General features: G+C 60.5%; 29 protein-coding genes and 1 tRNA gene. 9 read left to right on the plus strand and 21 right to left on the minus strand.

Features of this window, described 5'->3' with window-relative positions; all coding sequences use genetic code 11:
* Positions 1 to 118: 118 nt before the first annotated feature.
* The 4 genes from FIU90_RS00515 to FIU90_RS00530 form a co-directional block, all read right to left on the minus strand.
* A complete protein-coding gene (locus FIU90_RS00515) occupies positions 119 to 472 on the minus strand; it encodes a DUF3768 domain-containing protein (RefSeq protein WP_152432995.1) in 354 nt (117 codons plus the stop codon).
* Positions 473 to 510: 38 nt separating this feature from the next.
* Positions 511 to 1092 (minus strand): site-specific integrase, encoded by a 582-nt coding sequence (locus FIU90_RS00520; RefSeq protein WP_152432996.1) that lies wholly within the window; start codon positions 1090 to 1092, stop codon positions 511 to 513.
* 108 nt (positions 1093 to 1200) lie between these two features.
* Positions 1201 to 2391 (minus strand): integrase arm-type DNA-binding domain-containing protein, encoded by a 1191-nt coding sequence (locus FIU90_RS00525; RefSeq protein ID WP_152432997.1) that lies wholly within the window; start codon positions 2389 to 2391, stop codon positions 1201 to 1203.
* A 162-nt stretch (positions 2392 to 2553) separates the two neighbouring features.
* Positions 2554 to 2640: transfer RNA gene (locus FIU90_RS00530), tRNA-Leu, on the minus strand.
* A 194-nt stretch (positions 2641 to 2834) separates the two neighbouring features.
* Here FIU90_RS00530 and FIU90_RS00535 point away from each other — a divergent pair.
* Positions 2835 to 3839: a complex I NDUFA9 subunit family protein gene (locus FIU90_RS00535; protein WP_152432998.1), complete on the plus strand. Its 1005-nt coding sequence runs from the start codon at positions 2835 to 2837 to the stop codon at positions 3837 to 3839.
* On the opposite strand, the gene FIU90_RS00540 is transcribed toward FIU90_RS00535, so the two are convergent.
* Positions 3836 to 4726 (minus strand): dienelactone hydrolase family protein, encoded by an 891-nt coding sequence (locus tag FIU90_RS00540; protein WP_152432999.1) that lies wholly within the window; start codon positions 4724 to 4726, stop codon positions 3836 to 3838. The two genes, FIU90_RS00535 and FIU90_RS00540, sit on opposite strands and share 4 nt — an antisense overlap.
* 116 nt (positions 4727 to 4842) lie before the next feature.
* Between FIU90_RS00540 and FIU90_RS00545 the strand changes: the two genes are divergently transcribed.
* Entirely contained in the window at positions 4843 to 7014 is a 2172-nt protein-coding gene (locus FIU90_RS00545) for a PQQ-dependent dehydrogenase, methanol/ethanol family (protein ID WP_370515214.1), read from the plus strand.
* Here the strand turns inward: FIU90_RS00545 and FIU90_RS00550 are convergent.
* Positions 7011 to 7535, minus strand: coding sequence for a DUF2306 domain-containing protein (locus tag FIU90_RS00550; protein ID WP_152433001.1), 525 nt, complete (start codon positions 7533 to 7535; stop codon positions 7011 to 7013). The two genes, FIU90_RS00545 and FIU90_RS00550, sit on opposite strands and share 4 nt — an antisense overlap.
* Positions 7536 to 7686: 151 nt before the next feature.
* Between FIU90_RS00550 and FIU90_RS00555 the strand changes: the two genes are divergently transcribed.
* A complete protein-coding gene (locus FIU90_RS00555; protein WP_172970132.1) occupies positions 7687 to 8457 on the plus strand; it encodes a LytTR family DNA-binding domain-containing protein in 771 nt (256 codons plus the stop codon).
* Here FIU90_RS00555 and purU read toward each other — a convergent pair.
* On the minus strand, positions 8454 to 9320 hold the full coding sequence (gene purU / locus FIU90_RS00560; RefSeq protein ID WP_152433003.1) for a formyltetrahydrofolate deformylase: 867 nt from the start codon (positions 9318 to 9320) through the stop codon (positions 8454 to 8456). The two genes, FIU90_RS00555 and purU, sit on opposite strands and share 4 nt — an antisense overlap.
* A 266-nt stretch (positions 9321 to 9586) precedes the next feature.
* On the opposite strand from purU, the gene FIU90_RS00565 reads away from it, so the two are divergent.
* Entirely contained in the window at positions 9587 to 10117 is a 531-nt protein-coding gene (locus FIU90_RS00565; RefSeq protein WP_152433004.1) for a glycine zipper 2TM domain-containing protein, read from the plus strand.
* Here the strand turns inward: FIU90_RS00565 and purT are convergent.
* The 4 genes from purT to FIU90_RS00585 form a co-directional block, all read right to left on the minus strand.
* On the minus strand, positions 10114 to 11292 hold the full coding sequence (gene purT / locus FIU90_RS00570) for a formate-dependent phosphoribosylglycinamide formyltransferase (RefSeq protein WP_152433005.1): 1179 nt from the start codon (positions 11290 to 11292) through the stop codon (positions 10114 to 10116). The genes FIU90_RS00565 and purT overlap by 4 nt on opposite strands.
* Before the next feature lie 10 nt (positions 11293 to 11302).
* Entirely contained in the window at positions 11303 to 12307 is a 1005-nt protein-coding gene (locus FIU90_RS00575) for a GGDEF domain-containing protein (RefSeq protein ID WP_152433006.1), read from the minus strand.
* Positions 12308 to 12557: 250 nt separating this feature from the next.
* Positions 12558 to 13226, minus strand: coding sequence for a helix-turn-helix domain-containing protein (locus tag FIU90_RS00580; protein ID WP_152433007.1), 669 nt, complete (start codon positions 13224 to 13226; stop codon positions 12558 to 12560).
* A gap of 116 nt (positions 13227 to 13342) precedes the next feature.
* Complete coding sequence (locus FIU90_RS00585; RefSeq protein WP_152435608.1) at positions 13343 to 14599, minus strand: aspartate kinase; 1257 nt, start codon at positions 14597 to 14599, stop codon at positions 13343 to 13345.
* Positions 14600 to 14678: 79 nt separating this feature from the next.
* Here FIU90_RS00585 and ubiG point away from each other — a divergent pair, with 79 nt between their 5' ends.
* The gene (gene ubiG / locus FIU90_RS00590; RefSeq protein ID WP_152433008.1) at positions 14679 to 15419 is read left to right on the plus strand and encodes a bifunctional 2-polyprenyl-6-hydroxyphenol methylase/3-demethylubiquinol 3-O-methyltransferase UbiG; all 741 of its coding nucleotides are present in this window, start codon (positions 14679 to 14681) and stop codon (positions 15417 to 15419) included.
* Here the strand turns inward: ubiG and FIU90_RS00595 are convergent.
* From FIU90_RS00595 to FIU90_RS00610, 4 genes are all read right to left on the minus strand, one after another.
* The gene (locus FIU90_RS00595) at positions 15416 to 16459 is read right to left on the minus strand and encodes a glycerophosphodiester phosphodiesterase family protein (protein WP_152433009.1); all 1044 of its coding nucleotides are present in this window, start codon (positions 16457 to 16459) and stop codon (positions 15416 to 15418) included. The two genes, ubiG and FIU90_RS00595, sit on opposite strands and share 4 nt — an antisense overlap.
* Positions 16438 to 16800 carry an arsenate reductase gene (locus FIU90_RS00600; protein ID WP_152433010.1) on the minus strand — a complete coding sequence of 121 codons (363 nt, stop codon included), beginning with the start codon at positions 16798 to 16800 and terminating at the stop codon, positions 16438 to 16440. The genes FIU90_RS00595 and FIU90_RS00600 overlap by 22 nt, the downstream gene beginning before the upstream one ends.
* Positions 16801 to 16835: 35 nt before the next feature.
* Entirely contained in the window at positions 16836 to 17306 is a 471-nt protein-coding gene (ruvC, locus tag FIU90_RS00605; RefSeq protein ID WP_152433011.1) for a crossover junction endodeoxyribonuclease RuvC, read from the minus strand.
* A 93-nt stretch (positions 17307 to 17399) separates the two neighbouring features.
* A complete protein-coding gene (locus tag FIU90_RS00610; protein ID WP_152433012.1) occupies positions 17400 to 18146 on the minus strand; it encodes a YebC/PmpR family DNA-binding transcriptional regulator in 747 nt (248 codons plus the stop codon).
* 49 nt (positions 18147 to 18195) lie between these two features.
* Between FIU90_RS00610 and FIU90_RS00615 the strand changes: the two genes are divergently transcribed.
* The gene (locus FIU90_RS00615; RefSeq protein ID WP_152433013.1) at positions 18196 to 18996 is read left to right on the plus strand and encodes a CPBP family intramembrane glutamic endopeptidase; all 801 of its coding nucleotides are present in this window, start codon (positions 18196 to 18198) and stop codon (positions 18994 to 18996) included.
* Here FIU90_RS00615 and FIU90_RS00620 read toward each other — a convergent pair.
* From FIU90_RS00620 to FIU90_RS00635, 4 genes are all read right to left on the minus strand, one after another.
* Positions 18993 to 19448 (minus strand): GNAT family N-acetyltransferase, encoded by a 456-nt coding sequence (locus FIU90_RS00620; protein ID WP_152433014.1) that lies wholly within the window; start codon positions 19446 to 19448, stop codon positions 18993 to 18995. The genes FIU90_RS00615 and FIU90_RS00620 overlap by 4 nt on opposite strands.
* A 4-nt stretch (positions 19449 to 19452) precedes the next feature.
* Positions 19453 to 19800: a heavy metal-binding domain-containing protein gene (locus FIU90_RS00625; protein ID WP_172970133.1), complete on the minus strand. Its 348-nt coding sequence runs from the start codon at positions 19798 to 19800 to the stop codon at positions 19453 to 19455.
* Between the two features lie 77 nt (positions 19801 to 19877).
* The gene (locus FIU90_RS00630) at positions 19878 to 20585 is read right to left on the minus strand and encodes a hypothetical protein (protein WP_152433015.1); all 708 of its coding nucleotides are present in this window, start codon (positions 20583 to 20585) and stop codon (positions 19878 to 19880) included.
* 20 nt (positions 20586 to 20605) lie between these two features.
* Complete coding sequence (locus FIU90_RS00635) at positions 20606 to 20842, minus strand: DUF2312 domain-containing protein (RefSeq protein ID WP_152433016.1); 237 nt, start codon at positions 20840 to 20842, stop codon at positions 20606 to 20608.
* 176 nt (positions 20843 to 21018) lie between these two features.
* Between FIU90_RS00635 and FIU90_RS00640 the strand changes: the two genes are divergently transcribed.
* Both FIU90_RS00640 and FIU90_RS00645 read left to right on the plus strand, forming a co-directional pair.
* Positions 21019 to 21579 carry a hypothetical protein gene (locus tag FIU90_RS00640; RefSeq protein ID WP_152433017.1) on the plus strand — a complete coding sequence of 187 codons (561 nt, stop codon included), beginning with the start codon at positions 21019 to 21021 and terminating at the stop codon, positions 21577 to 21579.
* Between the two features lie 3 nt (positions 21580 to 21582).
* Positions 21583 to 23163, plus strand: a complete 1581-nt coding sequence (locus FIU90_RS00645) for an FAD-binding protein (protein WP_152433018.1) — start codon at positions 21583 to 21585, stop codon at positions 23161 to 23163.
* On the opposite strand, the gene FIU90_RS00650 is transcribed toward FIU90_RS00645, so the two are convergent.
* Complete coding sequence (locus FIU90_RS00650) at positions 23160 to 23480, minus strand: DUF1244 domain-containing protein (protein ID WP_152433019.1); 321 nt, start codon at positions 23478 to 23480, stop codon at positions 23160 to 23162. The two genes, FIU90_RS00645 and FIU90_RS00650, sit on opposite strands and share 4 nt — an antisense overlap.
* A gap of 67 nt (positions 23481 to 23547) precedes the next feature.
* Between FIU90_RS00650 and pyk the strand changes: the two genes are divergently transcribed.
* A complete protein-coding gene (pyk, locus tag FIU90_RS00655; RefSeq protein WP_152433020.1) occupies positions 23548 to 25029 on the plus strand; it encodes a pyruvate kinase in 1482 nt (493 codons plus the stop codon).
* A gap of 38 nt (positions 25030 to 25067) precedes the next feature.
* Here the strand turns inward: pyk and FIU90_RS00660 are convergent, their stop codons facing one another.
* Positions 25068 to 26057 (minus strand): hypothetical protein, encoded by a 990-nt coding sequence (locus FIU90_RS00660; protein ID WP_152433021.1) that lies wholly within the window; start codon positions 26055 to 26057, stop codon positions 25068 to 25070.
* Positions 26058 to 26059 lie beyond the last annotated feature (2 nt).

Here is a 26059-nt window from a genome sequence, read left to right on the forward strand (position 1 = left end):
TTCTCTGACCATTCAATCGCTGCCTTGTAGCCTGCTCGGCGCACCGCTCGGTCGATTTTTCGGAACTGTTTCGCGCTGATCGGGAACCGAAGCTCAATCAAGGGCGGCTTTCTACCCATCAATACTCGCGAGCGAGCATAATCGTGATGATCCTATTGGTTACGCTAGGATCGGTTGGGTCTGGCGAAGCATCGGTTTCTGATTTGTCGTAGTAGTCGATTTTCCAGAATATCTCGTTCCCGTTGTGTACGAGGCTGCCAAAGTCGTGCTCGCCATAGGGGTCATTGGCCGGAGTGAAGGCATCGAACGCCTTGACCTTCTCTCTGATCTCGCAAAACACCTCGTAACCTAGCGCGACCACTCCATCGCTCACGCACATGTACCCACCACTGCGCTCTTTTCTCAGTAGGTCATTGAGCTCGCGGATGCGCGCGGTCCGCGTTTCACGGCTACCGTCTGTCTCGTCGGTCATATGAACGAGCCTGTGCTCTTGTTTTGTACCACTCATTGCTACAGCATCCCAATCAATGTCCGTTGCGCATCCCTATCCCCCTGAATGTAGCGCTCGGTGGTTGTCAGCGCGCGATGTCCGGCAAGCTCTTGTACATCGCGAAGAGAGCCACCAAACTTGCTCACCAGCCTTGCTGATTGTGTGATGAATGTTCTGCGCCCCGAGTGCGATGAGCAGCCAACCAGGCCAAGTTCGCGGTATGCAAAACCGAACCAGTTAACGATGCCTCTTGGGGTCATATGACCCCCTCGCTCCGAAGGCACTACGGGACCAATTGGGGGATTGCCCTGCTCCTTATGGAGACGCTTCAACGCACGCCTCAGGTCTCTGTGCAAGGGGATTATTCTGCCACTGCCATACTTTGCGATCCCGCCACTCAGGGTGAGTTGACTGCCAACTTTGTTATCTGACCGAAGCGCCATTTGCCATGTGAGGCCAGCGATCTCACAAGCGCGCAAACCTGCCTTGAAGCTTAGAAGAACAATCGCCTGGTCCCTCAGCTTGTGCCTCTTAGTGATACAATGCAGTAGCAAGCGATCAAGGTCACTTCGCTCAAGCACTCTTGCGGGCTGTCCCTTCATGGCCTCGTCCTTCCTCTAGCACCGATGCACTTTGCAACGCTGCCAGGGCCAATTTAGCAGCACCGCACAGCACCGTCCAATTATTCTTGTTTTTCATGTAGTTAAGAGCTATACACTCGCCTTGAGTTCATCGAGGTAGTCGCTCCACCATTGCGCCATCTCAACGCGCTCACGCCAATGCCTTCCGCGATGATAAATGCCGCGCACAGCATTTGTGTCTTTGTGAGCAAGGGCTCTTTCAATCGCGTCGGCCGACCACTTGCCGCTTTCGTTCAGCAACGTACTCGCCATCGCTCTGAAGCCGTGAGCAGTCATCTCGCTGCCACTATAACCCATCCTTCGAAGCGCAGCATTGATTGTGTTTTCAGACATGGGGCGGTTGCCGGGATAAAGCGACGAGAACACATACCGTTGCCCCGCGCTAATCACTCGGGCGGCTTCCAGTATGTCCTTTGCCTGCTGTGACAGGGGGACCATGTGTGGGTCGCGCATCTTCATCTTGTCGGCGGAGATCGTCCAGATTGACTTTTGCAAATCGAACTCTTCCCATTCAGCGCGGCGCAGTTCGCCTGGACGAACGAAGACGTGTGGGGTGAGTCTTAGAGCCAAGCAGGTGAGGGGTTGGCCCGAGAAGCCATCGATGGCTCGGAGCAACTCGCCAACCTGCTTGGGGTCAACAATAGCGCTATGATGTTTGACCGTGGGAGTGATCAAAGCTCCTCGAAGCAACCCCGATGGGTCAGCCGTAGCGCGCGACGTGGCGACTGCGTATCGGAACACCCTACCAGACAAGGAACGCATGCGGCGCGCAGTTTCGTGGTGGCCTTTTGCCTCAACCTTTTGCAGCGTGGACAGCAATTCAGCTGCCGTAATTTCCGTGATCGGGCGGCCGCCGAGATCACCTGCCATCAGCGAAAGCAGCCATCGGGTTTTCTTTATGGTAACGGCAGCACGCCCCTCTTTCTCTATCTTGTCGACATACTCGTCGGCGATCTTTCCGAACGTGTTCTCCGAAGCCTCACGCTTCTCATGACTAAGCTGCGCCTTGACGCTGGCCGGATCAGCGCCATTCGCTAGAAGAGTGCGAGCTTCATCGCGTCGCTCACGAGCCACCTTGAGCGAAACATCAGGATAGCGTCCCAAGGAAAGTTTCTTCTCCTTCCCAAGGTATCGATATTTCAACCGCCATAGTTTGCCGCCTGATGGCTGCACGAGCAGAAACAGGCCGCGCTCGTCGAACATCTTCCGCGGTTTCTCACCAGGCTTTGCATTTCGAATCGCCGTATCTGTCAGAGCCATTTGGGGGCCACCTCAGTCCGCTTCGAGAAAGTGGCCCCTCATGTGGCCCCACTCAAGCCGCGATTGCGAGCGAACACGAGCGAACAAGCACGGCCAAGGCTGATGGTTTTGGCAGAATTCTGCGGTTTCAGCAATCGCTCATGAACATCAGTGATGCTTGAATGGTGCCCAGAAGAGGACTCGAACCTCCACGCCCTTGCGAGCGCCGCCACCTGAAGACGGTGCGTCTACCAATTCCGCCATCTGGGCACACAGTGCAGCGAGTCATCGAAGCCGTCGCTGCGGGGTAGGCGCGCGCCAATAGCGAGCCGCGCGGTTGCCTGTCAACGATCTTCGTGACCTTGAATAGGCAAGTATACCACAGGAACGCTTGCCCCGACGGGCGCGTTGAAGCATTGGCATCTTGAACTCAATGAAACCCGACAACGGGACCGGTAAGGACCATGACCAAGACTTCACCGCTCGCCGACAAGCTCGTCACCGTCTTCGGTGGAAGCGGCTATATCGGCAATTATGTCGCGCAGAGCCTGCTCGAACGCGGCGCACGCCTGCGAATCGCCAGCCGTCATCCAGAGAAAGGCTTTGCGTTGCAGCCGCTCGCCAATCTGGGCCAGCTGCAATTCGCTCGATGCGACATCACGAAAGAAGAGAGCGTCGCTGCTGCTCTTCGAGGCGCAGACTATGTCGTGAACCTCGTCGGCGCGTTTACAGGCGACCTCGAGAAATTGATGGGCGAGGCACCCGGAACCATAGCTAGGTTAGCCAGCGAAGCGGGGGTGACGGCGATGGTGCATGTCAGCGCAATCGGTGCCGACAGGAATTCCCCCACGGCCTATGCGCGCGGAAAGGCGCTGGGTGAGGAGAACGTCCTCGCAGCCTTTCCCAATGCCACGATCATGCGCCCTTCGATCGTGTTCGGGAAGGACGACAATTTCCTCAACATGTTTGCCCAGTTGATCGAGATGTTCCCTGTGATCCCGGTCTTCGGGCCGGATGCGAAGATGCAGATTGTCTTCGCCGATGATGTCTCCGACGCTATTGCAGTTGCGCTCGAAGACCCTGCCAGGCACGGTGGACACATCTATGAGCTTGGCGGGCCGGAAGTGCTCACCATGATGGAGATCAACCAGCGAATAGCCGAAGCCCAGGGTCGCAAGCGGCGCTTCGTCGCCATGTCCGACAGCATGTCCGGGCTGTTCGCGAGCCTCCCGGGCTCGCCCATGAGCAAGGACCAGTGGCGGCTCCTGAAAGCCGGAAGCGTCGTCTCCGGCGAGCACCGCACTGTCGCCGACCTGGGCATTACCCCTCGTCCCCTCGGCCTGTTCCTCGACAAGTGGATGACGCGCTATCGCAAGTTCGGACGGTTCGGCCGCAGCAACCAGCGAAACAAGGAACGCCAGGCGCGAGGCGTCCCCGCGCCTTCGACCGGGGCCGGCGCCGAAACCTAGAGCGCGGCGGAGTATAGCTCCAGCAAGTCCGCATAGGCACGTTCTGCCGCCGCTTCGGCATAGGCCGGGCTGTCTGGCACAGTCCAGCCGTGGTCCCCCTCGTAAACGGTAACCGTTGCCGGAACATCTGCCGCTTCCGCGGCTTCTGCGAAGATTTCCTTCGCCTGCGGATCCTCGGCATCGTCATCCTGAGCAACAGCGATCAGCAGTCGCGCGTCGACTTCACTCAGAACCTTGTGCGGGCTCATCGGGTTGTCTGCGCGCACCAGGCCACCGCCGTGGAAGCTCGCCGCGGCCCTGACGCGGTCGGGTACCGCAGCCGCGGTCCAGATCGCGAAGGGACCGCCCATACAGTATCCCTGCGTGCCGATGCCGCGCGAGGCATCGACTCGCTCCTGCGCGTCGAGCCATTGGACGATTGCCTTTGCATCGCTCTGGATCGCCTCAGCGGTGAGCTTTTCGCGCCATGGTCGGACTTTCTGGAAACCGTCTGAATCTATGAAGCTTGCAAAGTCGGCAAACTGTTCGCCCTTCACATCGCGATAATACGGGTTCACGACGAGAACCGCATAGCCCTCGCTTGCAAGCCGCATTCCGATTTCGAGCTTGGAACGGCGCACGCCCGCAATGTCGGGCCACAGGATCACACCAGGATAGGATTTGTCCGCTTCGGGATAGAGCAGGAAACCATCCATCGTACCCGAGGGCGTTTCGATCGAGGCGACGGTCGAGAACATCGATCCGCCAGTACCTTTGTCTTCGACGGACGATCGCTCACTGGTCGGCGGCGCACAGGCAGCAACCGCAGCGGCGCCAGCCAACGCTCCGAATTGTCGGCGGCTTATCGTTTCGCGAGCCCAGTATTTCAGCTTTGCTTCGTCGCACATTCGCCTCTCCTCTGCTTTGCCCCTCTCGCTTTCAATAGGCGCGCGAGCGCGCGATGGACAAGCAGTGATACGCGCGGCAACATGGTGGCCAAGAGAGGGAGAAAATTCCGATGACGATGGGAAGATGGGCGCTGCCCGCATTGGCGGCCGGTGCATTGTCCGTGGCAGCATGCGATTCGATGCTCGATGCGGTCGGCGACAGTGGAATTACCGCCGCCATGCTGGTCGATGCCGATAGCGACGATGCCAACTGGATCACCCATGGGCGGACCTATTCGGAACAGCGTTTCTCGCCTCTCGACCAGATTGATACCGGGAATGTCGGCGATCTCGGCCTTGCATGGTTTGCAGATATGGACACTGCGCGAGGACAGGAAGCGACGCCCCTCGTCATCGATGGAAAGCTCTATCTCACCACTGCGTGGAGCAAGGTGAAGGCTTTCGACGCCGCGACTGGTGCGCCGCTCTGGAGCTATGACCCGGAGGTGCCGGGCGAGACTGCGGTCAAGGCGTGCTGCGACACGGTCAATCGCGGCCTGGCCGCATGGGGCGACAGCCTGTTTCTCGGAACGCTCGATGGACGGCTCGTGGCGCTCGACCGCGACAGCGGCGCGATCAAGTGGGAGGTGCAGACCACCGATCCCGAGCAAAGCTACACTGTCACCGGTGCGCCGCGCGTGATCGATGGCAAGGTCATCATCGGCAATGGCGGCGCGGAGTTTGGCGTGCGCGGCTTTGTCGCCGCCTACGATGCTGACAATGGCGCGGAAGTGTGGCGCTTTTACACGGTGCCCGAAGGCACCGAGGATGATGCGTCGCCCGAATATCTGAGAGCCGCAGCTGAAACCTGGAACAAGGATGTGCGCGCTGGCTCCGATGCGATCGGTGGCGGAGGTACGGTCTGGGATTCGATGGCCTACGACCCCGATCTCGATCTGCTCTATATCGGAGTCGGGAATGGTAGCCCATGGAACCGCGCCTATCGCTCTCCGGGTGAGGATGGAACGGGGGAAGGCGACAACCTCTACCTCTCCAGCATCGTGGCAATCCGGCCGTCGACCGGCGAATATGTCTGGCATTACCAGACGACGCCTGGCGAGACCTGGGATTACACCGCGACCCAGCACATTGTGCTTGCCGACATGGAGATCGAGGGCGAGCAACGCAAAGTTTTGATGCAGGCGCCCAAGAACGGCTTTTTCTACGTCATCGACCGCGAAACCGGCGAGTTCATCAGCGGGCAGCCCTATGTCGGCCTTAACTGGGCCACCGGGATTGATGAGAACGGGCGGCCGATCGAAAACCCCGAAACGCGGATCGACAAGACGGGTGAGCCGGCGCTGGTCCTGCCGGGACCGCTCGGCGGGCACAACTGGCACCCGATGGCGTATCACCCGGGCGAAAACCTCGTTTACATCCCGGCGTTCGAAGCGGGCATGATCTATGCGCCCGAAGAGGGTTGGAAGCCCGATCGCGCGCGCGGCTTCAACGTGGGTTTCAATCTTGGTGCTGGCGACCTTCCGCCAGACCTCGGCTTCCGCCGCGAGGTTGCAGGGACCGTGCGCGGCATGCTGGTCGCGTGGGACCCGGTGGCGCAGGAAGCAAAGTGGACGGTCGAACATCCTGGCCCGTGGAATGGCGGCCTGCTCGCCACCGGCGGCGGCCTCGTCTTTCAGGGCACAGCGGGGAGCGAGTTCAACGCCTACGACGCTGCCACTGGCGAAGAGCTATGGAGTTTTGCCGCGCAGACCGGCGTTGTCGCTCCTCCGATCACCTACACGGTCGATGGGGAGCAATATGTGGCGGTTCTGGCCGGATGGGGCGGCGCCTATGCACTCTCGGTCGATGGCGCGCTAATCGCTGACAAGGCACCGGTGCGAAACGTGTCGCGCCTGCTGGTCTTCAAGCTCGGAGGGACCGGCGAATTGCCACCTGAAATGGAGCTCGCGAGCCTGCCGCTCGATCCACCGCCGAGCCGAGCGCCTGCAGACACTATCGCTCTGGGGAGTGAGAAATACGCCCGCTACTGTGCTGTATGCCACGCACCTGCAGCCGTCGGTTCGACCGTGCTCCCGGACCTTCGCCGCGCCGGTTCGCTCGGCAATGCGCAGGCCTGGATGGCAGTGGTGCACGATGGATTGCTCAAGGACAATGGGATGGCATCCTTCGCGGACAGCCTTAGCAAAGAGGAGATCGAGGCTATCCGCGCTTACGTGATCCACCGCGCCAACGAGGACAAGGCGATGGAGGCAGAATTGAACGCTGCAGGCCAGGTGGCGCGACGCTAGCCGAAGACGACGCTTCCCAGCAGCCTACCCGGAATAAGCGTGAACGCGCCGGCTATGCATAGCCCTGCATAGAGGCCTTTCATCGCTCCGCGATGCGCTTCGATCTTCCCCTGCCGCGCCGCGATGACGGCGAGCGGGACGACGATCAGCGTCCATATTGTGAAGAGATGGATGAAGCTGAAACCGGTCCCGGCGATCCCACCGCCGGGTGCGCGGATGAAGGCTGAAGCGATGGCGGTCGTCAGCATCAGTGCGACCCACACTCTTCCAAACGCACGATGGAGCGCATCGCCTTTGCGCCGCGCCAGGATGAACGGACCGAGCACTACCGCTGACAGCGCGGTCGACAGATGGATGATGATGGGCAGCGTAATCCGGCTGCCCGCCCCTTGCTGTGTATGCGGCGCAGCATACCCCCCGGTGAGCTGCGATAGTGCCATGAGCACCACCGTGACTGCAGCTGTTGTCAATGCCACGCCCGCCATTCCGGCCGCCCAGGAATTGCGTGTCTGTGTCGTCATGCTTGCCTCCGATGCGATCGTCGCGATAGTGTGTGGAGGCAGTGAACCTTGAGCAAACCATCAGATTTGAAAGCGAAACTTCGCACGCCGTCGCGTCGATGCGCAGATGGTCCGCCGCCTGCGCAGACTGTCCGGCCCGGACTGGTTGCGAATGACCGAGAAAACCCGACCCCAGACCGAATACCTCCTCGCCGAGGCCGGGATCATCGCGATAATCGGTTGCGGCTTTGCGCTTGCGAACCTGTTCAACCCGACAGGGATGGAACTGGGCGCACGCATGGCTCTTTGGATCGGCGGATTGCTTGCGGCATGGGTCCTGTTCGGAGTTGTGGGGCAAGTTGGCAAGGCTATCGCGCGTCTGCTTGGTGTTGCAAGCGTATGGGGATACGTGATCGCAATTCCGCTCGCGACCGTGGTGATTTCCTGGACGCTGCTCTGGTGGCTTGGCGGCACCGCGGCGATGTTCGGGCCAGCTTTTGCCGAGATCTGGCCGCAAACCATGGGCATCGCTGCTGCGATTTTCGCCGTGTTCTTCATTCTCTACGCTCGCGACGCGAAAAAGCCTGAAATGGCCGATCCCGCCCCAGTCGGCGACGCCGTAGGTATCGCGAAAACGACTTTACATAACCGGCTTCCGCCCGGCTTTCCTCCAGTCCTCGCGCTCTCGGTCGAGGATCATTACGTCCATATCCACGCCAGCGATCGGCGCGAAATGTTGCTGATGCCTCTCAGCGAAGCGATCGATCTGCTGCCAGACGGAACAGGCGAACGAGTGCATCGGAGCTGGTGGGTCGCTCGCTCTTCGGTCGCAGGCCACAGGCGCGAGGGTCGGGATATTGAGCTGGATCTGGTCAATGGGACGAAGGTGCCAGTCAGCAGGTCCGCGGTTCAGGGATTGCGCGAAAAAGGCTGGCTGACTTAACCGCGGAACACAACCGTTCGGCCGCCATTAAGCAGCACTCTCTCCTCGACGAAAAGCCTCACGGCTTCTGCGAGAACCCGGCGTTCTATGTCGCGCCCCTTTCGCACCAGATCGGCGGCGGTATCGGCGTGGCTCACTCGCTCCACGTCCTGGTGGATGATCGGCCCCTCATCGAGGTTCGCAGTCACGAAATGCGCGGTCGCGCCGATGATCTTGACCCCGCGCTCATACGCCTGGTGATAGGGACGTGCGCCCTTGAAGCCGGGAAGAAAGCTGTGGTGGATGTTGATGCAACGGCCCGCGAAATGTGCTGATTGTTCATCCGAGAAAATCTGCATGTAGCGCGCCAGCACAATCAGCTCCGCATCGGTCTCCTCAGCGATACGCCGCACCTCCGCCTCCTGTTCCGGCTTGGTCTCGGGCTTCACCGGCAGGTGGTGGAACGGGATATCGCCGATATCAGTCTGGATCGCCTTGTCGCGCGGGTGGTTCGAGATGATCGCGACCGGCTCTATATTCAGTTCGCCCGTGCGCCAGCGATAGATGAGGTCGACGAGGCAATGATCGAATTTGCCCACCATGATTATGACCCGGCGCGGGCGATCCTGCGCGGCCAGTTTCCAGTCCATTGCGTATCCGTCGGCGAGCGAAGCAAACTGCTGGCGCAACGCATCGCTGCTGGTGCCGGTCGGGTCGAATGCGACGCGCATGAAAAACCGGTCGCCCCCTCCCGCTGCTCCCCGGTCGTTGAATTGCTGTGCGTCCAGAATGTTGCAACCGCGCTCGAACAAGAATCCGGTGACTCGCGCAGTAATGCCGGGCCGGTCCGCGCAGCTCAGTGTCAGGATCAGCGCCTCGCTCACGCCCGGCCTGCCCCGTAGATCGCGTGAACTGGTGCACGCCGCTTCGAACCGATGTGGTGGGGAAGACTTTTCATAGGGCGATGGACTAGTGGCGCGCATGAAAATCGGCAAGCACCCACAACTCATCGCAAGGATGCACCTGTTCATCTTACCTGTCTGTTTCCTGTCAGATGCGCAATCGGGTCGTTCAGGAAAAGAGGTTCAAAGCTGACTCACTGGATACCAGGCGACACTACAGATGGGGTCGTCAGCACAGGAGAAGACCGATGAGAAAGACAATAATCGCAGGGGCAGTCGGGATCGCCATGGGAGGCGCTGCGCTCGCGGCACCCGCGCATGCCTACGAATTCCACTCCACGCCGTATACTGCCGCCAGCGTCGTAGGCGACATGACGTTCGCTTATCACGACGATGATCGCTGGGAAGACGACGACTGGGACGATGACGACGATTACTGGAAAAAGCGTCGCAAGGCTGAACGCAAGTACTGGAAGAAGCGCCGCAAGGCTGAGCGCCGGTACTACCGCGATCGCCAGCGCGCCGCACGTTATCGGGATTACGACGACCGGTACTACGACGACCGCGTCTATCGCGACACCCGCGTATGGCGCGGGCGCGACGGCCGCGTTTATTGCCGCAAGCGCGACGGGACGACCGGCCTGATTGTCGGCGGCGCTCTGGGCGCATTGCTTGGCCGTGAAATCGATACGCGCGGCGATCGGACGCTGGGGACCGTACTGGGTGCAGCTGGCGGCGCGTTGATCGGCCGCGAGATCGAACGCGGTCGCTGTCGCTAATCGCGGTAGGCGATTTTCACTCTTCCAGCCGCGGCACCGGCGAGGCTTCGCGCTTCGTCGGTGTCGTCGGCTGTAGCAAGTGCAACGCCCATCCGGCGAAAAGGGCGCGTTGAAGGTTTGCCAAAGATCCGCACATCGACATCCGCATCGCTATCGAGCGCCTCCGCTAGCCCTTCATAGCCGAAATCCGCACTGTCGCGGTCTGCGAGTATCACTGCCGATGCCGCCGGGCACGCCGCGATCTCGTCCGGCACAGGCAGGCCCATGATAGCGCGCGCATGCAAGTCGAATTCTGACAGGTCCTGCGATATCAGCGTCACCATACCGGTGTCGTGAGGGCGCGGACTGAGTTCGGAAAAGATCACGTCCTCGCCGCGCACGAAGAATTCGACGCCGTACAGGCCCCAGCCGCGTCCGTTGCCCTGAAGCGCCTTGACCACTGCTGCGGCCATGTCCTTCGCCTCGTCAAGAGCGCCTTCGCTCATGTTAGTCGGCTGCCAGCTTTCCTGGTAATCGCCGCGCTCCTGCCTGTGGCCGATCGGCGGGCAGAAGCTGATACCATCCTTGTGACGCACGGTCAGCAGCGTGATTTCGTATTCGAAATCGATGAACTCTTCGACGATGACACGAGCGCGGTCGCCGCGCATGTTGCTGACGGCATAGTTCCACGCGGTCTCGAGTTCGCCTTCGCTCTCGACCTTGCTTTGGCCTTTGCCCGACGAGGACATGACCGGCTTGATCACGCAGGGGAGACCCGTGTGCTGAGCGCCCTCCAGCACCTCTTCCAAGCTTTCGGCATATCGATAGCGCGAAGTGACGAGGCCGAGCTCTTGCGCTGCAAGGTCGCGGATCGCATCGCGGTTCATCGTCAACTGTGCCGCGCGCGCCGAAGGAACGACGTTGAACCCCTCGCTTTCGAGATTGGCAAGCACTTCGGTACGGATTGCCTCGATCTCCGGCACAATACAATCGGGCCGGTGTTTCTCGGCAGCACTCCGCAGAGCATCGCCATCAAGCATCGAGAAGACCTCGCGCTCATCCGCCACCTGCATAGCGGGCGCATCATCGTAGGCATCGCAAGCGATCACCCGCGCGCCCAGGCGCTTTGCTGAAATGACGAATTCGCGGCCGAGTTCGCCCGAACCAAGAAGGAGAATCGTTGAAGTGTGCGCCATGGGGGGACGCCTAGCGCGCCCGGGCAGCAACTCCAACTTCGTCGACCTCGCCGGTCGCATTGGCAGGCGGCTGGCCGGTATAATACCCGCCATATCCTGCACCGCCCTGGCGCCCACAATGACCGACCTGCATACCTCCGCCCGCCCGGGCCATGACGAGAGCAAGCTCGGCCTGACGAAGCGTCCAGTCCACCGTGCATTCCACTCGCGCAAGCCCGGCGCTCGCAGTGAGTTGCGGCGCGCGCGAAGACGAAGGCAGCGTCAGAGACGAAAAGGTCGAAAGCACGTCCTGTGCCCACTCGCGTGCGGTGCGCGGAGACATGTCCGGAAGGATCACGGCCAGTCGTTCGTTGTCGATCTGTGCAATCTCCTGCCCCGGAAGCATCATGGTTTCGAGAAACTTCGCAAATCCCCACATGATCTCGTCGGCGGTGCGCTGGCCGAACTGCAGGAAAAGCGCGCGCATCCGGTCCACCGCAAAGATCGCGATCATCTCGCCTCCGCCATGGGCGAGATGCCTCCTGAGACTGGCACAAAAGGCGTGACGGTTGGCTAGGCCCGTGAGCGGATCGGTGACCGCCCTGCTATGCAATTCGCCTTCGAGCGATCGCTTGTGCTGTATCGATCGCAGCAGGCCGAGCGCGCCGTGCGTTTCGCCCCCATCACCCTCAATGCGGCGCAGGCTCAATGCGTACCAGCGTCGGCATTCGGCCGCCCCGCACTCGTCTTCGGGAGAACAGGCGAGGATGGGGAATTCGAACCAACCTCGCGGCGCGTCGCCCCTGAAGACACTGTGCGTAAAGTCGCTGAGTGCGGATTTATGGTCTGCCTCAGCGAGATCGGCGATATGTGGCATCACCAGCAGTCCAGATAAGTCCAGGCCGATCTCGGCCACGTTTTCCGATGCGAAGACGATAAATCCGTTCGCATCGAGCCGCAGAACGATATCGCCCGACGCCTCTTCAACCAGGCCGTGCAACACACGGCCTTCTACATCACTTAATCCCATTTTCATGCCGATGCCCCCGGCGTTAGCGACCAACCCCTGTCGTTTCGCTGAAAGCAGGCAAGCCGGTAAGCTAACAAATTGCCCAACTACGGAACCATATTTCCCCTTTGATTCCGTATTTGACAATAATATTTGTTAGCTTAGTAAGCTCACCCAACTAAAAAACGAATCAACGCTAGGGTTTGTTTACCATAATTTCGAGATTATCAACGCGACCTATAGGCAACACTATAGGGAATAATTACTATAGCCGCCATCAAATCTCGATCATTATACGAATGCTTCGGGGCTGTGTTCCGTAAGCAGTAGCAATACGTAGACGACAATCTTCGATTACGCTTCGCCCTTTGTCACCGTCGCGACTTTCGGCGAGATCCGCGACCGACACTCCCAGAGCTTCGGCGATTGCTTCTATTCTTTCCGGTAGCGGACGTGCTTTGCCTTTCTCCCAAGCCCAGACCGTCGGCTTGCTCACATCAAGAGCATCTGCCACCTGGGCCAAGGTCAGCCCACGCTCGCGGCGCAACCGGTTCAACCTGGTTCCAAACGCTTCGGAGATCGTACCGGGGTTCGTCGTCAAGGCAATACCCTGACCACCGCCAAGTTCACCCTGCAATTCTGCCGCGGCCAATACGCTGGCCGGCAGTTCCTCGTCGAAGGCGCATCCGTACAGGCTGTCGCTGTGCCAGACTATGCGGGCCTCGACAGGTCCATGCTCGGGAAGCTCGATTGCGAGGATCTCATCCTCTTCGAGCGGCAAGTCGGTTTCGAGCAGCAGGCCCGAACTCGACAGGTTGTGGACTGTAACATTCGCCTCCAGCCCGCTCGGAAGTGTGCCTGAGGTTTCCAGTTGCATGTCGCGGCGCGCCTCTCGGCGATCGTCGAGCGTGCTTGGGGCGGGGGCGATATGGGCTTTCAAGGCCATGGGATGCGACTCCTTGCGTGGGAGCCCCATGAGTCCGGTTAGCGGAGTTAAACAGGTCCTACCAAGTATGGTTAACAGCGACCAAACGCCCGCGGAAAGCCGCCAAGTGAGCCGCGTTAATCGACTGCGTCCAACCCGTAAGCCGTATGGAGCACTCGGACTGCCAGTTCGGTCTCGTCCTCGTCGATCATCACGCTGACCTTTATCTCCGAGGTTGAAATCGCCTGAATGTTGATGCCGCGATCGGAAAGCGCACGGAACATCGTGCTGGCGACGCCTGCATGGCTTTTCATGCCCACGCCGACCACACTGATCTTTGCGATCTTGCTGTCAGTTATGATGCGGTTGAAACCGATATCGTCGCGACGGTCCTCGAGCAAAGCCTGCGCACGAGCAAGGTCGGCCTGTGGCACGGTGAAAGTCACGTCGGTTTCGCCCTTGTCGCGCCCCACGTTCTGGATGATCATATCGACATTGATGCTCGCATCGGCCAGCGGCTCGAATATGTGCGCCACCGCGCCCGGCTTGTCGGGCACTCGGGTGAGAATGATCTTCGCCTCGTTCTTGTCGTGAGCGATCCCTGTCACGTGTTGGCGTTCCATGAGGCCCTTCTCCACCAATTCGTCCATTTCTTCATCCGAGACGATCATGGTCCCGGGCAATTCATCCGCGGCGACTGCATCTTCGCCAACGAAACTCGAAAGCACCTGCAGGCGCACTCCTTCCTTCATCGCGAGACCCACCGAGCGAGTCTGCAAGACTTTCGCGCCGACGGACGCCAGTTCGAGCATTTCCTCATAGGTCACCGCTTTCAGTTTGCGCGCCTTCGCGACGATCCGCGGATCGGTGGTGTAAACCCCGTCGACATCGGTATAGATATCGCAGCGATCCGCCTTGACCGCTGCCGCGACCGCGACTGCGGAGGTGTCCGATCCGCCCCGCCCCAGCGTGCTGATGCGACCTTCGTCGGTTATGCCCTGAAAGCCAGGTACGACCGCTATCTCGCCTCTTTCCATGCTCGCGACCATTTCGGGCGCATCGATTGACTCGATCCGCGCTTTGGCGTGCGCTTCGACAGTCTTTATGGGGAGCTGCCAGCCGAGCCAGCTTCTGGCCTTGCAGCCCAATGATTGCAGCGTCAGGGCCAAGAGGCCGCTCGTGACCTGCTCACCGCTCGAAACGACGACATCGTATTCGGCGGGATCATAGAGCGCGTTTGCCTCGCGGCAGAAATTGACCAGCCTGTCAGTCTCGCCAGCCATCGCGCTCACGACCACCGCGACCTCGTTTCCACCGGCTGCCTGCGCCCGCACGATATTCGCGACGCGGCGAATGCGCTCGGTCCCCGCCATCGAGGTGCCGCCGAATTTCATCACAATGCGCTGCCTGTCCTTGGCCAAGGCTCTCAGACTCCTGCTGGTGAGTGCGTCCGGGCGCTGCTAACGAGACGTAATGGGAAACGCAAACGTATCAAATGTTACCATCCGCCCGGAGGAAGCGGCATTCTTCTCCGATCTTGCGAGAGACTGGTGGAATCCGAAAGGTAAAATGGCCTCGCTTCACCAGGTCAATCCGGTGCGGCTGGAGTTCATCCGAAAAGCGGTTGATGCGCATTGGGGCGGCGATGATCGAGACATCAAACCGCTTGCTGGCAAGTCTGCGCTCGATATCGGATGCGGAGCGGGCCTTATCTGCGAACCGCTCGCGCGGTTGGGGGCCGATGTCACCGGCGTCGATGCAAGCGCCGAAAATGTCGCGGTCGCCGCAACCCATGCGGAGAAATCGGGGCTCGATATCCGCTACATGGCGGGCGAGGTCGCGAGCCTCGATATCGGCACGTTCGATCTCGTCACCTGCCTTGAGGTGATCGAGCATGTCGCCGACAAGCGCGCTTTTCTCAAAGACGTTGCCGCACGCTTGGCGCCGGGCGGCCTGCTCGTCATGTCGACTCCCAACCGCACCGCCGCTTCGCGCCTGCTGCTGGTGGGGGCGGCCGAGGCGGTCGGCTATGTCCCGAAAGGGACGCACCATTGGGAAGACTTCATCACGCCCGAGGAATTCGAGGAATTGCTCGGCGAGGTCGGACTTGAGGTCACGGAGCGTCGCGGCATTGCCTATAGCATCGGCAAGGGGTTGCACCTGTCGGACAACGAGGCGCTCAATTACATTTTGAGCGCGCGCCACGCCGCCTAATCGTTCGCCTGTCGGGCGAGCTCGACGAATTCCTTGACGTTATCGGTGAAAAACCCGTCGGCTCCGCTGGAAATCGCCGCCCGCCATAATGCGCGATAGCCGCCATCGGCGGACGGACCGCCGCTGCCTTGCAAGGCCGCAGGAAGAAAGCCGTTTTCCTTGCGCAGCGTCCAGGGGTGGACCTTTAGCCCGACCTTTTTTGCGTCAGCGACGAGCGAGGTGATCGAACCGTCCGGCCTCACCACATGGCCGAGCCATGGGCCGATCGCATCGGCATAGGCCGTGATTTCCTCAAGCCCCGATGGCGAGATCATTTCGGAATAGCGCATGTCCGGCTCGTCCGCCGGGCCGCCCTCATCCCTTATCAGCTGCACCAGCTTGTAATCACTGCGCCGGTTCAATCGCTGGAGGACGCCGACCTCGAAGCTCTGGATATAAATCGGATCTTCCGGCCCGATGCCGAGGTCACGCAGTTCGCGCAGCAACAGGTCGACCACGTCGATTCCCGCCTCTTCGAGCAGGAATGTCGGATGCTTGAGCTCGGGGTAAAGGCCGATGCTGCGACCCGTTTCGGCTTCCTTAGCGCGCTTCAGCTTCACGATTTCGGCGAGGGTCGGGACCTGATAGAGGCCGTCGTAACGGACATTGCCCGGTCGTGCATTCGGAACGCGCTCCTTGGCGCGCAGGGTGCGCAATTCGGCGAGCGTAAAGTCCTCGGCAAACCAGCCCGCGATGCGCTGACCGTCGATCATCTTGTCGCGGCGACGATCCTCGAATTCCTCGCGACTGGCGACATCGGTCGTGCCGGACAGCTCGTTTTCATGGCGCGAGACGAGCACCAGATCCTTGGTAACTACAAGATCGGGCTCGATATAATCGGCGCCCTGTTCGATCGCGAGCTCGTATGCGGCAAGCGTGTGCTCGGGCCGCTCGCCGCTTGCGCCGCGATGAGCGATGACGATCGGATCGCCCTCGGCAAGCGCAGGGAGGGGAAATGCAAGCGATAGAGCAATTGCGCTCAGGAAAAGGCGGCTGACCATTCGTCTTCCTTGAAACCGACCAGGGTGCCCTCCCCGGTTGCAATGCGATATTCCACCACTGGCCGCTTGATCATGGAGGGGTGCTGAACGAGCAGCTTTACAGCGCCGTGACGATCCTCGGCCTGCGCCTTCTCGGCATCGGAAAGCTTTCGATAGGTCGTCCCGCGCTTGTTGAGGACCGTGCCGACCCCGTGCGCGGCAATCCACGCCTCCAGCTTGCCCTCGTCGACGCCTTCCTTCTTGAAGTCATGGAATGTGTAATCGAGACCCTTCGCCTCAAGCCACTTGCGAGATTTTTTGACAGTGTCGCAATTGGAAATGCCGTAAAAATGGATGGTCATGGCTGCATCACTTTCATACGAAATCTTGGCCCCGATCAACTCCGCGCCAAATGCGCGTCGGCAATTGCGACCGCGAGCGCATCGGCAGCGTCGGCTCCGGCGATGTCGGCTCCCGGAAGCAGCACTCTTAGCATCGCCTGCACCTGGTTCTTGTCCGCGCCGCCCGTGCCTACGACAGCTTTTTTCACGAGACGTGCCGCGTGTTCGTTCACTGTCAGGCTGGACGCGCCGCACGCCGCCAGCACCGCTCCACGTGCCTGCGCCAGCTTGAGCGTGGATTGCGGATTTTTGTTGGCGAACACTTCCTCGCATGCGGCGCGGTCGGGGACATGGGCATCAATAACAGCGCGCACCGCATCATGGAGATGGTTGAGCCGCTCAGGCATTGGGGCCTTCGGTTCGGTCTTCACCTGCCCATTGGCAATGTGTACGATACGAGTACCCTCAACGCGGATCACTCCCCAGCCGGTGCAAGACAGCGATGGGTCGAGGCCGAGGATTACCAATTCAACCCAACCCGACCCGCCATCCGAGCCGCCACGCAATAGCGATCACGAAAGCGGCGCCCAGCGCGAGTGCAAAGGACCACTCGCGCCAACTCACGCGTCAAGTTTCGCCATCACTTCGTCGCTGATCTCGTAATTGCCCCAGACGGTCTGCACATCGTCATCGTCGTCGAGGGCATCGATCAGTTTGAGCAGAGTGCCCGCGTTCTTCTCGTCGAGGTCGACTGTGAGGTTGGGCTTCCACGCCAGCTTGACCTCTTTTGCCTCGCCCAGCGCTTTTTCCAGATCGGCGGCAACCTGGTGGAGATCCTCGGCGGCGGTCCAGATCTCGTGGCCGTCCTCGGATGAGGAAATGTCCGCTGCTCCCGCTTCCAGTGCGGCCTCGAGCACCTTCTCCTCGTCGCCCGCTTCGGGGCCGTATTCGATATAGCCCAGGCGTTCGAAACCGTGCGCGACCGAGCCTTCCGTGCCGAGATTGCCTCCGTTCTTGGAAAACGCCGTGCGCACGGCGGTCGCGGTGCGATTGCGGTTATCGGTCAGCGCCTCGACGATGATCGCGCTGCCGCCCGGGCCGTAGCCCTCGTAACGGACTTCTTCGTAGTTCTCGTCATCGCCCGCGGTGGCCTTGTCGATGGCCCGCTGGATATTGTCCTTGGGCATGGACTGCGCTTTCGCGTTGTTCACGGCGAGACGCAGGCGCGGGTTCATGTCGGGATCGGGCATCCCCATTTTCGCCGCCACGGTGATCTCGCGGCTGAGCTTGGAAAACAGGTTGGAACGCTTTTTGTCCTGCGCACCCTTGCGGTGCATGATATTCTTGAATTTGGAATGGCCTGCCATGGGAACTCTTTGTAAGGCTGTATGAGAAATCAGGGGGTCCAATAGCCGCATGACAGGTGAATCCACAAGCCCGACTCTCGGTGAGAGCCGCCCGATCGGGCACGTGCAAACTGTGCGAGGCGAATGGCGTAAATTCTTCGCATTCCTGAAGTCGCCCGGCCTGCCGCAAACTACCGCGCAGACCGGCGACGCCGCAAAAGGCATGGCGCGCATGCTGGGGCTCGATATCATCATCATGACCGTCTTTATCGGCGTGCTGATGGCGATCGTATCGGCCGGTTTCGAGCTGCCCGAAAACCTCAACGCCTCGCTTGAGCTCAACCTCACGACCGTCGGACTGGTGGTCGTCCTTGCGCCGATCCTCGAAGAGCTCGGTTTCCGCAGCTGGCTGTCGGGGAAGCCGGGCCACGTGTTCGGTCTGCTCGCCTTTGCCGTTGTCACTGTCTTAGTAGCAACGTTGCTGGCTGCGGGTGGGTTCTCTGTTGCGGACGACCCAATCTCCAGCGGTCTGGCCGGACTAGGTATCGGAATTGTTTTCGGTACCTCTGTCGCGGTTATGCTTGTTCTAGCTTTGCGTAATCGCCCGCCATTGGGCTGGTTCGTGCAATTGTTCCCGGCCGTTTTTTGGCTGAGCGCCCTCGCCTTCGGGCTGATCCACCTGCTCAACTACCCGGAAGAAGGCGTTTTCTGGCTCGCGCTGCCGCTCGTCATCCCGCAATTCGTGCTCGGCACGATCCTCGGCTATGTGCGTGTGCATTACGGTTTGTGGACCGCGATCGTGCTCCACGCGCTGCACAACGGGTTCGCGCTGTCGGTCGCGGCGCTCGCGATGGAAAACGGGATCGGCTAGGGCGCGATATCGAAGTGCAGCGCAGTAATCTCGCTATGCGATAGCTTGCGGTAGAGCGCCTGCGCCGGTTCGTCTTCGGGAAATATGTCGGCCTGGACGAAGACGGTCCACGCGCCAGCCTCTCGCGAAATTCGTCGCATTTCTGCGATCATCGCGGTAGCTGCGCCTTGGCGGCGGTGGCTTTCAAGCACGGCCAGATCGAAAATAAAGCCTTCAGAGCGCGCCTGCTCGAACTTCGGCAAGATATACCCCGCCAGCGCACCCACTGGCTTCCGGTCGGCCTCGGCAAGGATCGCGACATTGTCCCGATTGGAAAGCCATTCATTTGCGTATTCGTCGGTCGGAGGCTTTTCTGCGTAGTTCTCCGGCTCTTCGAAAACATCCGCAAACAGCGCGTTCATCGCGCGGAAATCCGCGACTTCGCCCGGTGCAAGGCGACGGGCGGCGACCATCCGCCTAGACCTTCACCGCCGTGCCGCTTGCCGAAACCATCAGCATCGAGCCGGTATCGCCGATCACCTCGTAATCGAGGTCGATCCCGACCACCGCATTCGCGCCTCGGCTCGCAGCCTCGGCCTGCAATTCCTCGATCGCCTGGTTGCGGGCATCCGAAAGGATCCGCTCATAGCTCCCAGAGCGCCCGCCGACGATATCGCGGATGTTGGCGAACAGGTCGCGGAAGAGATTTGCGCCTACGATGACCTCGCCAACGACAATGCCGCAATATTCCTGGATCGGGCTTCCCTCCACCGTCGGGGTGGTGGTGACGATCACGCCGCGCGCGTCTTTCCAAGGTCCTGCCATGTTTGAGTATCCTCCCTAGGCTGCTGTCTTACATACCTAAGACACGAGGGAAGAATTTCAACTTCGCAGACTTGCCTTCACCCGAATATCTCCTCCAGAGCGCGCTCGGAGTCAGCGAGCTCGACATAGAGTGCGGCGCAAAGCAGGCTGAGCAACCAGGTGTAAATCGCGTAACGCGCACTGAATGCGGCATCCATCACAAGCTGGGCCTCGCCTTCGAGCAGCGACACGAGAGCCCATGAGACGAAAACATCGGAAACCGATATGATGAGATAGAGGGCCACTATCGCCTTGCGTTCCCCGAATACGTAGCCGTGCGCACGCCTAAACAATGGAGATTCGCGACCGAGAACTAGGCCCACCTGCCAGACGAACACGCCGAGAAGAAACGGAACGATCAGCACCTCGAGGATAAATTCCTGCCATTGCGAAGGAATCGTCATGCCAAGATTGGGCCATAGGAGGATCCCGACGATAATCAGCGCATAAACGACAAGAAACGTCGCGATCGAAAGCAGGACTTCGACCCCGGCCCAAACCGCCCAGCGCGGCGGCCCCAGGGCCAGCTTTCCGCGGAGAGTGATTCTCAGAACCGGGAAAATAAAGAACGCGAAATAAACTATGCCGATGGCGTCGCTTACCGCGCGATACTCGAAATAGCCCGCCCGCGTTGCGAGATCTCCGAGAAACACGCTTACTGGAATGTTGAATAGAAAGAGCAGAAAGGCGGCAGCGATGCCAACTTTGTGCCTCAGCAGATCAGCCCAGATTTGTAAGGTCGTCATCACCGTGAGGCAGCAATTCCTCAGCCCATACCCAGTGCGGCCTTGTATGTCTCAAGGATCGTTTCCTGTTCGCTCCGGTCGTCTGGCTTCATTTTGCGCAGACGGACGATCTGGCGCATTATCTTGGTGTCGTATCCGACCGCTTTCGCTTCGGCGTAGACATCGCGAATATCGTCGGCGATGCCCTTCTTTTCTTCTTCAAGGCGTTCGATGCGCTCAATCAGGAGGCGCAGGCGATCATCGGTGGCTTCTGCCATGGGTACCCTTTTGTCAGATTGGAATCAGTCGAGGCCGCGCAATAGTGATCCGTCGCGAGAATGACCAGCCTGTCCGGCGCGATTTCCGGCCCGTTTTTGTCAAATCCGCACAACTAATGTAAAATCAAAGAAAAAGCTCGTGGTCGCACCCGATTTACTTAAAGGCGGAGCGTCCGATGCTGAAATATCAAAAGCTTATACTTCCCGCATTAGTCTGCGTTAGTTTATCGCAAACCGGTTGCGCGAGCCATCTCATCAGTTCCGAGCAACCCGACGGCGTCTGCGCAGCGGGTGAATGCGACCGCTCCCAGACTTCGATTTTCGGCCGCGCTGGCATCAGTTCGAACGCAGCGACGGGCGCGGTGCCGGGGGAATGCGGCGCAAATGGTTTCAGCCGGGTGGAAGTGCAGCGCAGCTTCGCTCAGGGCCTCGCCACCGTCCTCACTTTGGGCGCGGTCAATCCGGCAAAAATCAAGTTCGCCTGCATGAAGCAGCCGCAGACCTCGCAGATCGAATGCAATTTCATTCCCGGCACTGCGGAGCCGGGAACGCTCGACTACATCGAGTGCGTCCGCCGTTCGACGAACGAAGAGCCCGACGCGGTGCGTTTCACCTGCAAGGCGCTGCCCGACACGAGTGATCCTGCAAAGATCGGCGAGTTCACTTGCACGCCCGATGGCTCGGCTTGGCTGCAATTACTACCGATGCTCGAACGCGCGCAGGCAGCGAGGGGGTAAGCCATGTCGGACGACCAAACCATGTTTCATCGCTCGCGCGTCAACGACACGTGGGAGAACTGGCACGAGACGATCACGGGCACCATCGCGCGGGTCGATGCGATCAGCCGCCCGCCCGATGACCTCACCTATTCGACAAACGCGGTGAAGCGCTGCACCAAACAGATCCAGCGCGCGATCCGGGAGGCCAAGCAAGACGGGATCGAATGCCGCGCGGTCGGGCGCGGTTGGTCGCTGTCCGATGCGCCGCTCACCACCGGCGCGATGATCGATATCGGGCGGCTGAACCAGATCCGCAAGGTGCATCATATGCAGGTCGATCCGGCCTATCCCGGGACGGTCGAGCAGCGCCGCGGCCTCTGCATGGTGCAGGCTGGGACTTATGTTTCAGAGCTCAATCGCTGGCTCGAGGCGAACGAGCAGAAGCTCACCATCCAGACCACCGGTGCTGCGAACGGCCAGACGCTGGCGGGTGCGACGCAGGCGGGGACGCATGGATCGGTGCTGGGTTTCGGAGCGATGCACGACCAGGTGGTCGCGCTCCACATCATCACCGGGCCGGACACCGAAGTCTGGCTCGAACGCGCAAGCTATCCGGTTGTGAAGCAATCGGTTGCGAACGCCTACGGCGCGCCGCTCCTGCGCGACGACGACCTGTTCAACGCCGCGCTGGTCGGGCTCGGCGCGTTCGGCGTGATCCACAACATGGTGATCGAGGCGAAGCCGCGTCACATGTTCAGCGCCTTCAACATGAACAAGGACAGGAATGGGCAAACGCTAAAGCTCGATGCCGACATGCGCGCGCGGATCGCGACCCTCGATTTTTCGACGCAAGGGAGGCTCGATCCGGCGGGCAAGAGCGGTACACCCTATTTCTACCAGCCCATTATCAACCCCAACACGCCGCCTCCGCATGAAGTGCTGCTGACCCATATGTACGAGGAGCCTTGGGATTCCAACCACCCCATCGACTATGCGATGAAGGAGGCGAGCTGGGGGCCCGGCTACGATTTCGTCAGCGTTGCCGGTCGCGTGCTCAATGTCGCCCAGTTCCTCGTTCCGCTGTTCTCGGACCTCGTCTCGAACGCGCTGTTCACGGTCGGGAACGATTTCGGCACCTGGGGCGAACTGTTCGGCTACAAGACGCAGCGCACCTTGGTCGCAAGCGGGACGGTCGCGGTAGATGTGTCCGACGCGCTTGCAACGATCGACGCGTTGATCGAACTCAACAACGCCACCGGGCCGGTGCCGCTCGTCTATGGCTGCCGCTATGTGAAAAAATCGCCAGCGCTGCTCGCCTTCAATCGCTGGGACACCACTTTCGTCGTCAGCATCGACGGGATCTACAATGACGATTCTGTCGATTTTTTCGATGCGATCCCAGCCAAGATGGCATCAAAAGGCATCACGTTCACGCAGCATTGGGGAAAGACGAACGCCTATGACGCAGCGCGCGTACGCTCGGCCTATGGCAATGCCAACGTGAACAAATGGATAGCCGCACGCCAGCAGCTTATCCCAGATCCTGCGAACCGAGCCTTGTTCGAGAACGCGCTCATCAGGCGCTGCGGGCTCGACGTTTAACGCAGATCAGGCCTGTTCCGCGTCAGGCTCTTTTCCATCGCTACAATCTGCTCTTCGGTCGCGGGCGTTTGCTTCGTCGCCTTCCACTCCTCCATCGGCATACCATGGATGAGTTCGCGTGCGGCGGCCTGGTCCCCCTCGTATCCGGCATCGCGGATCCAGTCGGCGAGGCAGTTGCGACAGAACCCTGCCAGCCCCATCAGTTCAATATTCTGGGCGTCATGGCGGTGGCGCAGGTGCCGAACCAACCGCCGGAACGCCGCAGCCGCGACGGCATCGTCGAGCTGGTCCAATGCATCTGGTGAATTCGTATCCATTGAGATCATTCCTTGAGTTGCAATCATTCCGTGCCATAGCGATTGTCGCACAAGGGAAACCGAACCGATGGCAAAACGCGATCAAACAAGGATCGACCCACGCGGTCGCAAGGTCAAGATTTTGGCGACGGTCGGGCCGGCCAGCCGTTCGCCCCAGATGCTGCAACGGCTCTTTATGGCGGGGGCCGATGCGTTCCGCGTCAATATGAGCCACGGCAGCCATTCCGATCACGAAAAGACGATCAAGGCGATCCGCGCGCTCGAGAAGAAATTCGCCCGCCCCATTGCGGTGCTCGCTGACCTGCAGGGTCCAAAGCTGCGCGTGGGCACATTCAAGGATGAAAAGGCGGTCATCCGTCACTCGGGGCACTTCACGCTCGACCGCGACGAGACGCCGGGCGACGAAACGCGCGTCTGTCTTCCGCATCCCGAACTTTTCGGAATCATGGAGCCGGGCCAGCGCCTGCTGATCAATGATGGCAAGATTCGCCTTAGGGTGAAGGAAGCGGACGAGAACCGGATATTCTGCAGCGCCGAAGTCGGCGGCGTGATATCCGACCGCAAAGGCGTGAATGTGCCCGATGCCGAGGTTCCGATCCCTGCGCTAACCGACAAGGATCGCAAGGACCTTGCCTTCGCAGTGGAACACGGGGCGGACTGGATAGCGCTCTCTTTCGTGCAACGGCCCGATGACCTTGCCGAGGCGCGCAAGCTGATCGCGGCGGCCGGAGGCAAGAACGTCGCTTTGTGCGCGAAGATCGAAAAGCCGATGGCCGTGAACCGCCTCTCGGAAATAATCGACATGGCGGATGGTATCATGGTCGCGCGCGGCGATCTGGGCGTCGAACTGGAGCCGCAAGAAGTCCCGCCGTTGCAAAAGAAAATCGTCAACGCGACCCGCCGCGCCGGCAAGCCGGTGATCGTCGCAACGCAAATGCTCGAGAGCATGATCGAAAGCCCGATCCCTACCCGCGCAGAAGTCTCCGACGTTGCAAATGCCGTTTATGACGGGGCGGACGCAGTGATGCTCTCGGCCGAGAGTGCAGCGGGCGACTGGCCCGAAGAATCGGTCGCGATGATGAACTCGATCGCTCGGCAAGTCGAAAGCGACGAAGGCTACAAGGAGCGCGTGCGCTTCCTCGACACTCCACCCGACGAGACGACAGCAGACGCGCTCGCGCACAGCTGCATGACGATCGCCGACACGGTTTCGATCAGCGCTATTACCGTTTTCACCGCCAGTGGTTCGACCGCGCGCAGGGTTGCACGCGAACGGCCCGATACGCCCATGCTGGTCCTCACGCCGTCGCTCAGGACCGCTCGCCGCGTGGCTCTCCTATGGGGCGCGCACGCAGTCGCGACAAAGGACATCGGCAGCTTCGAAGAGATGATAGCGAAGGGCAAGCGCATGGCGCTGCGCCACGGGTTCGGCGAAGCGGGCAGTAAACTGATCGCACTGGCGGGCGTCCCGTTCGGCACGCCGGGTGCGACGAACCTGCTACACGTCGTGACCCTTGCAGGTGACGAGCTCGAGAAGCATTCGCGCTAGGCGCCGTCGGCCACCACGGCGATCGTCTGGCTTGACGGTCACTGGCGGTTGAACATCTCGTCGGATGTCCGGGTGGGACGTGAATCGTTGTAGATATGGGTCGCCCGTACACGCAGACGCCCCCCCTGCAGAACGAAGCGGGCGTTCACCCTCTTGAAGCCATGATCGATCGTTGCATTGAACCCGTCTGCATCAACCTCGGAGAGGGGCACACTGACCGCAGGCCATACGCAATCGCTCGGCGAGCATTTGCCGTAGCCTTGGATCCTCAGATTGTTCCCCTGTTGCGCGATCTCGTAGCGAGTCGTTGCGCGGGTATTGGTATTGGCGTTTCTCCAGGTCCCTACGAACGCGTTCTGGAAAACGATTGGCGGAATCGGAATGAATGTGGGCGTGGCAGTCGGCACAGGTAAAGGCGTGAGCGTGGGGATCGGCACAGGCGTAATCGTCGGCGCCGGGGTCAATGTCGGGCGCGGTCTCGGCGTGATAGTTGGGGACGGCGTTGGAGTTGCGGTTGGGGTTGGCATCGGAACAGGTTCCGAATCGTCCCGCAAGAGAACCAGGATGACTCCGATGGCAAGCACAAGGGCGATACCGCCCAATATCGCCCACACCGGCACCTTGTTTTCCGACGGCGGGATCGCAGGCATCGGGGTGGGCGTGGGCGGCGGAGGGACTGGGACGGCGGAACCGACCTGGACCGTGCTCATCGCGCTGTCGGCCCAGTCGTTGTTCGCATCGTTCTCGTTTGTTGCGCGCAGGCCGAATTGCGCTTCTCCCGCGGCTGCTTCCGGTGGAACGGCGAAGCGCAGTGTAACCGTCGTGGTTTCGCCCGGTTCGATCAGGCGCGTCGTCTCTCCCGCAACCGTCAACCAGCCGGCGTCGGCAATGCCGCCGGGCAAGGGGCGGAGAAGCGCGTTTATCGGCCCTGCCGATCGATTGGTGACAGTGTAGTTGGCCATCTCGCTCGAGCCGGGCATGAGCGGCCCGACCTGTCCCGGCCCACCGGTGATTTCGAGGCTTGCCATCG

Source organism: Erythrobacter sp. THAF29, assembly GCF_009363635.1.
Taxonomy (GTDB): Bacteria; Pseudomonadota; Alphaproteobacteria; order Sphingomonadales; family Sphingomonadaceae; genus Erythrobacter.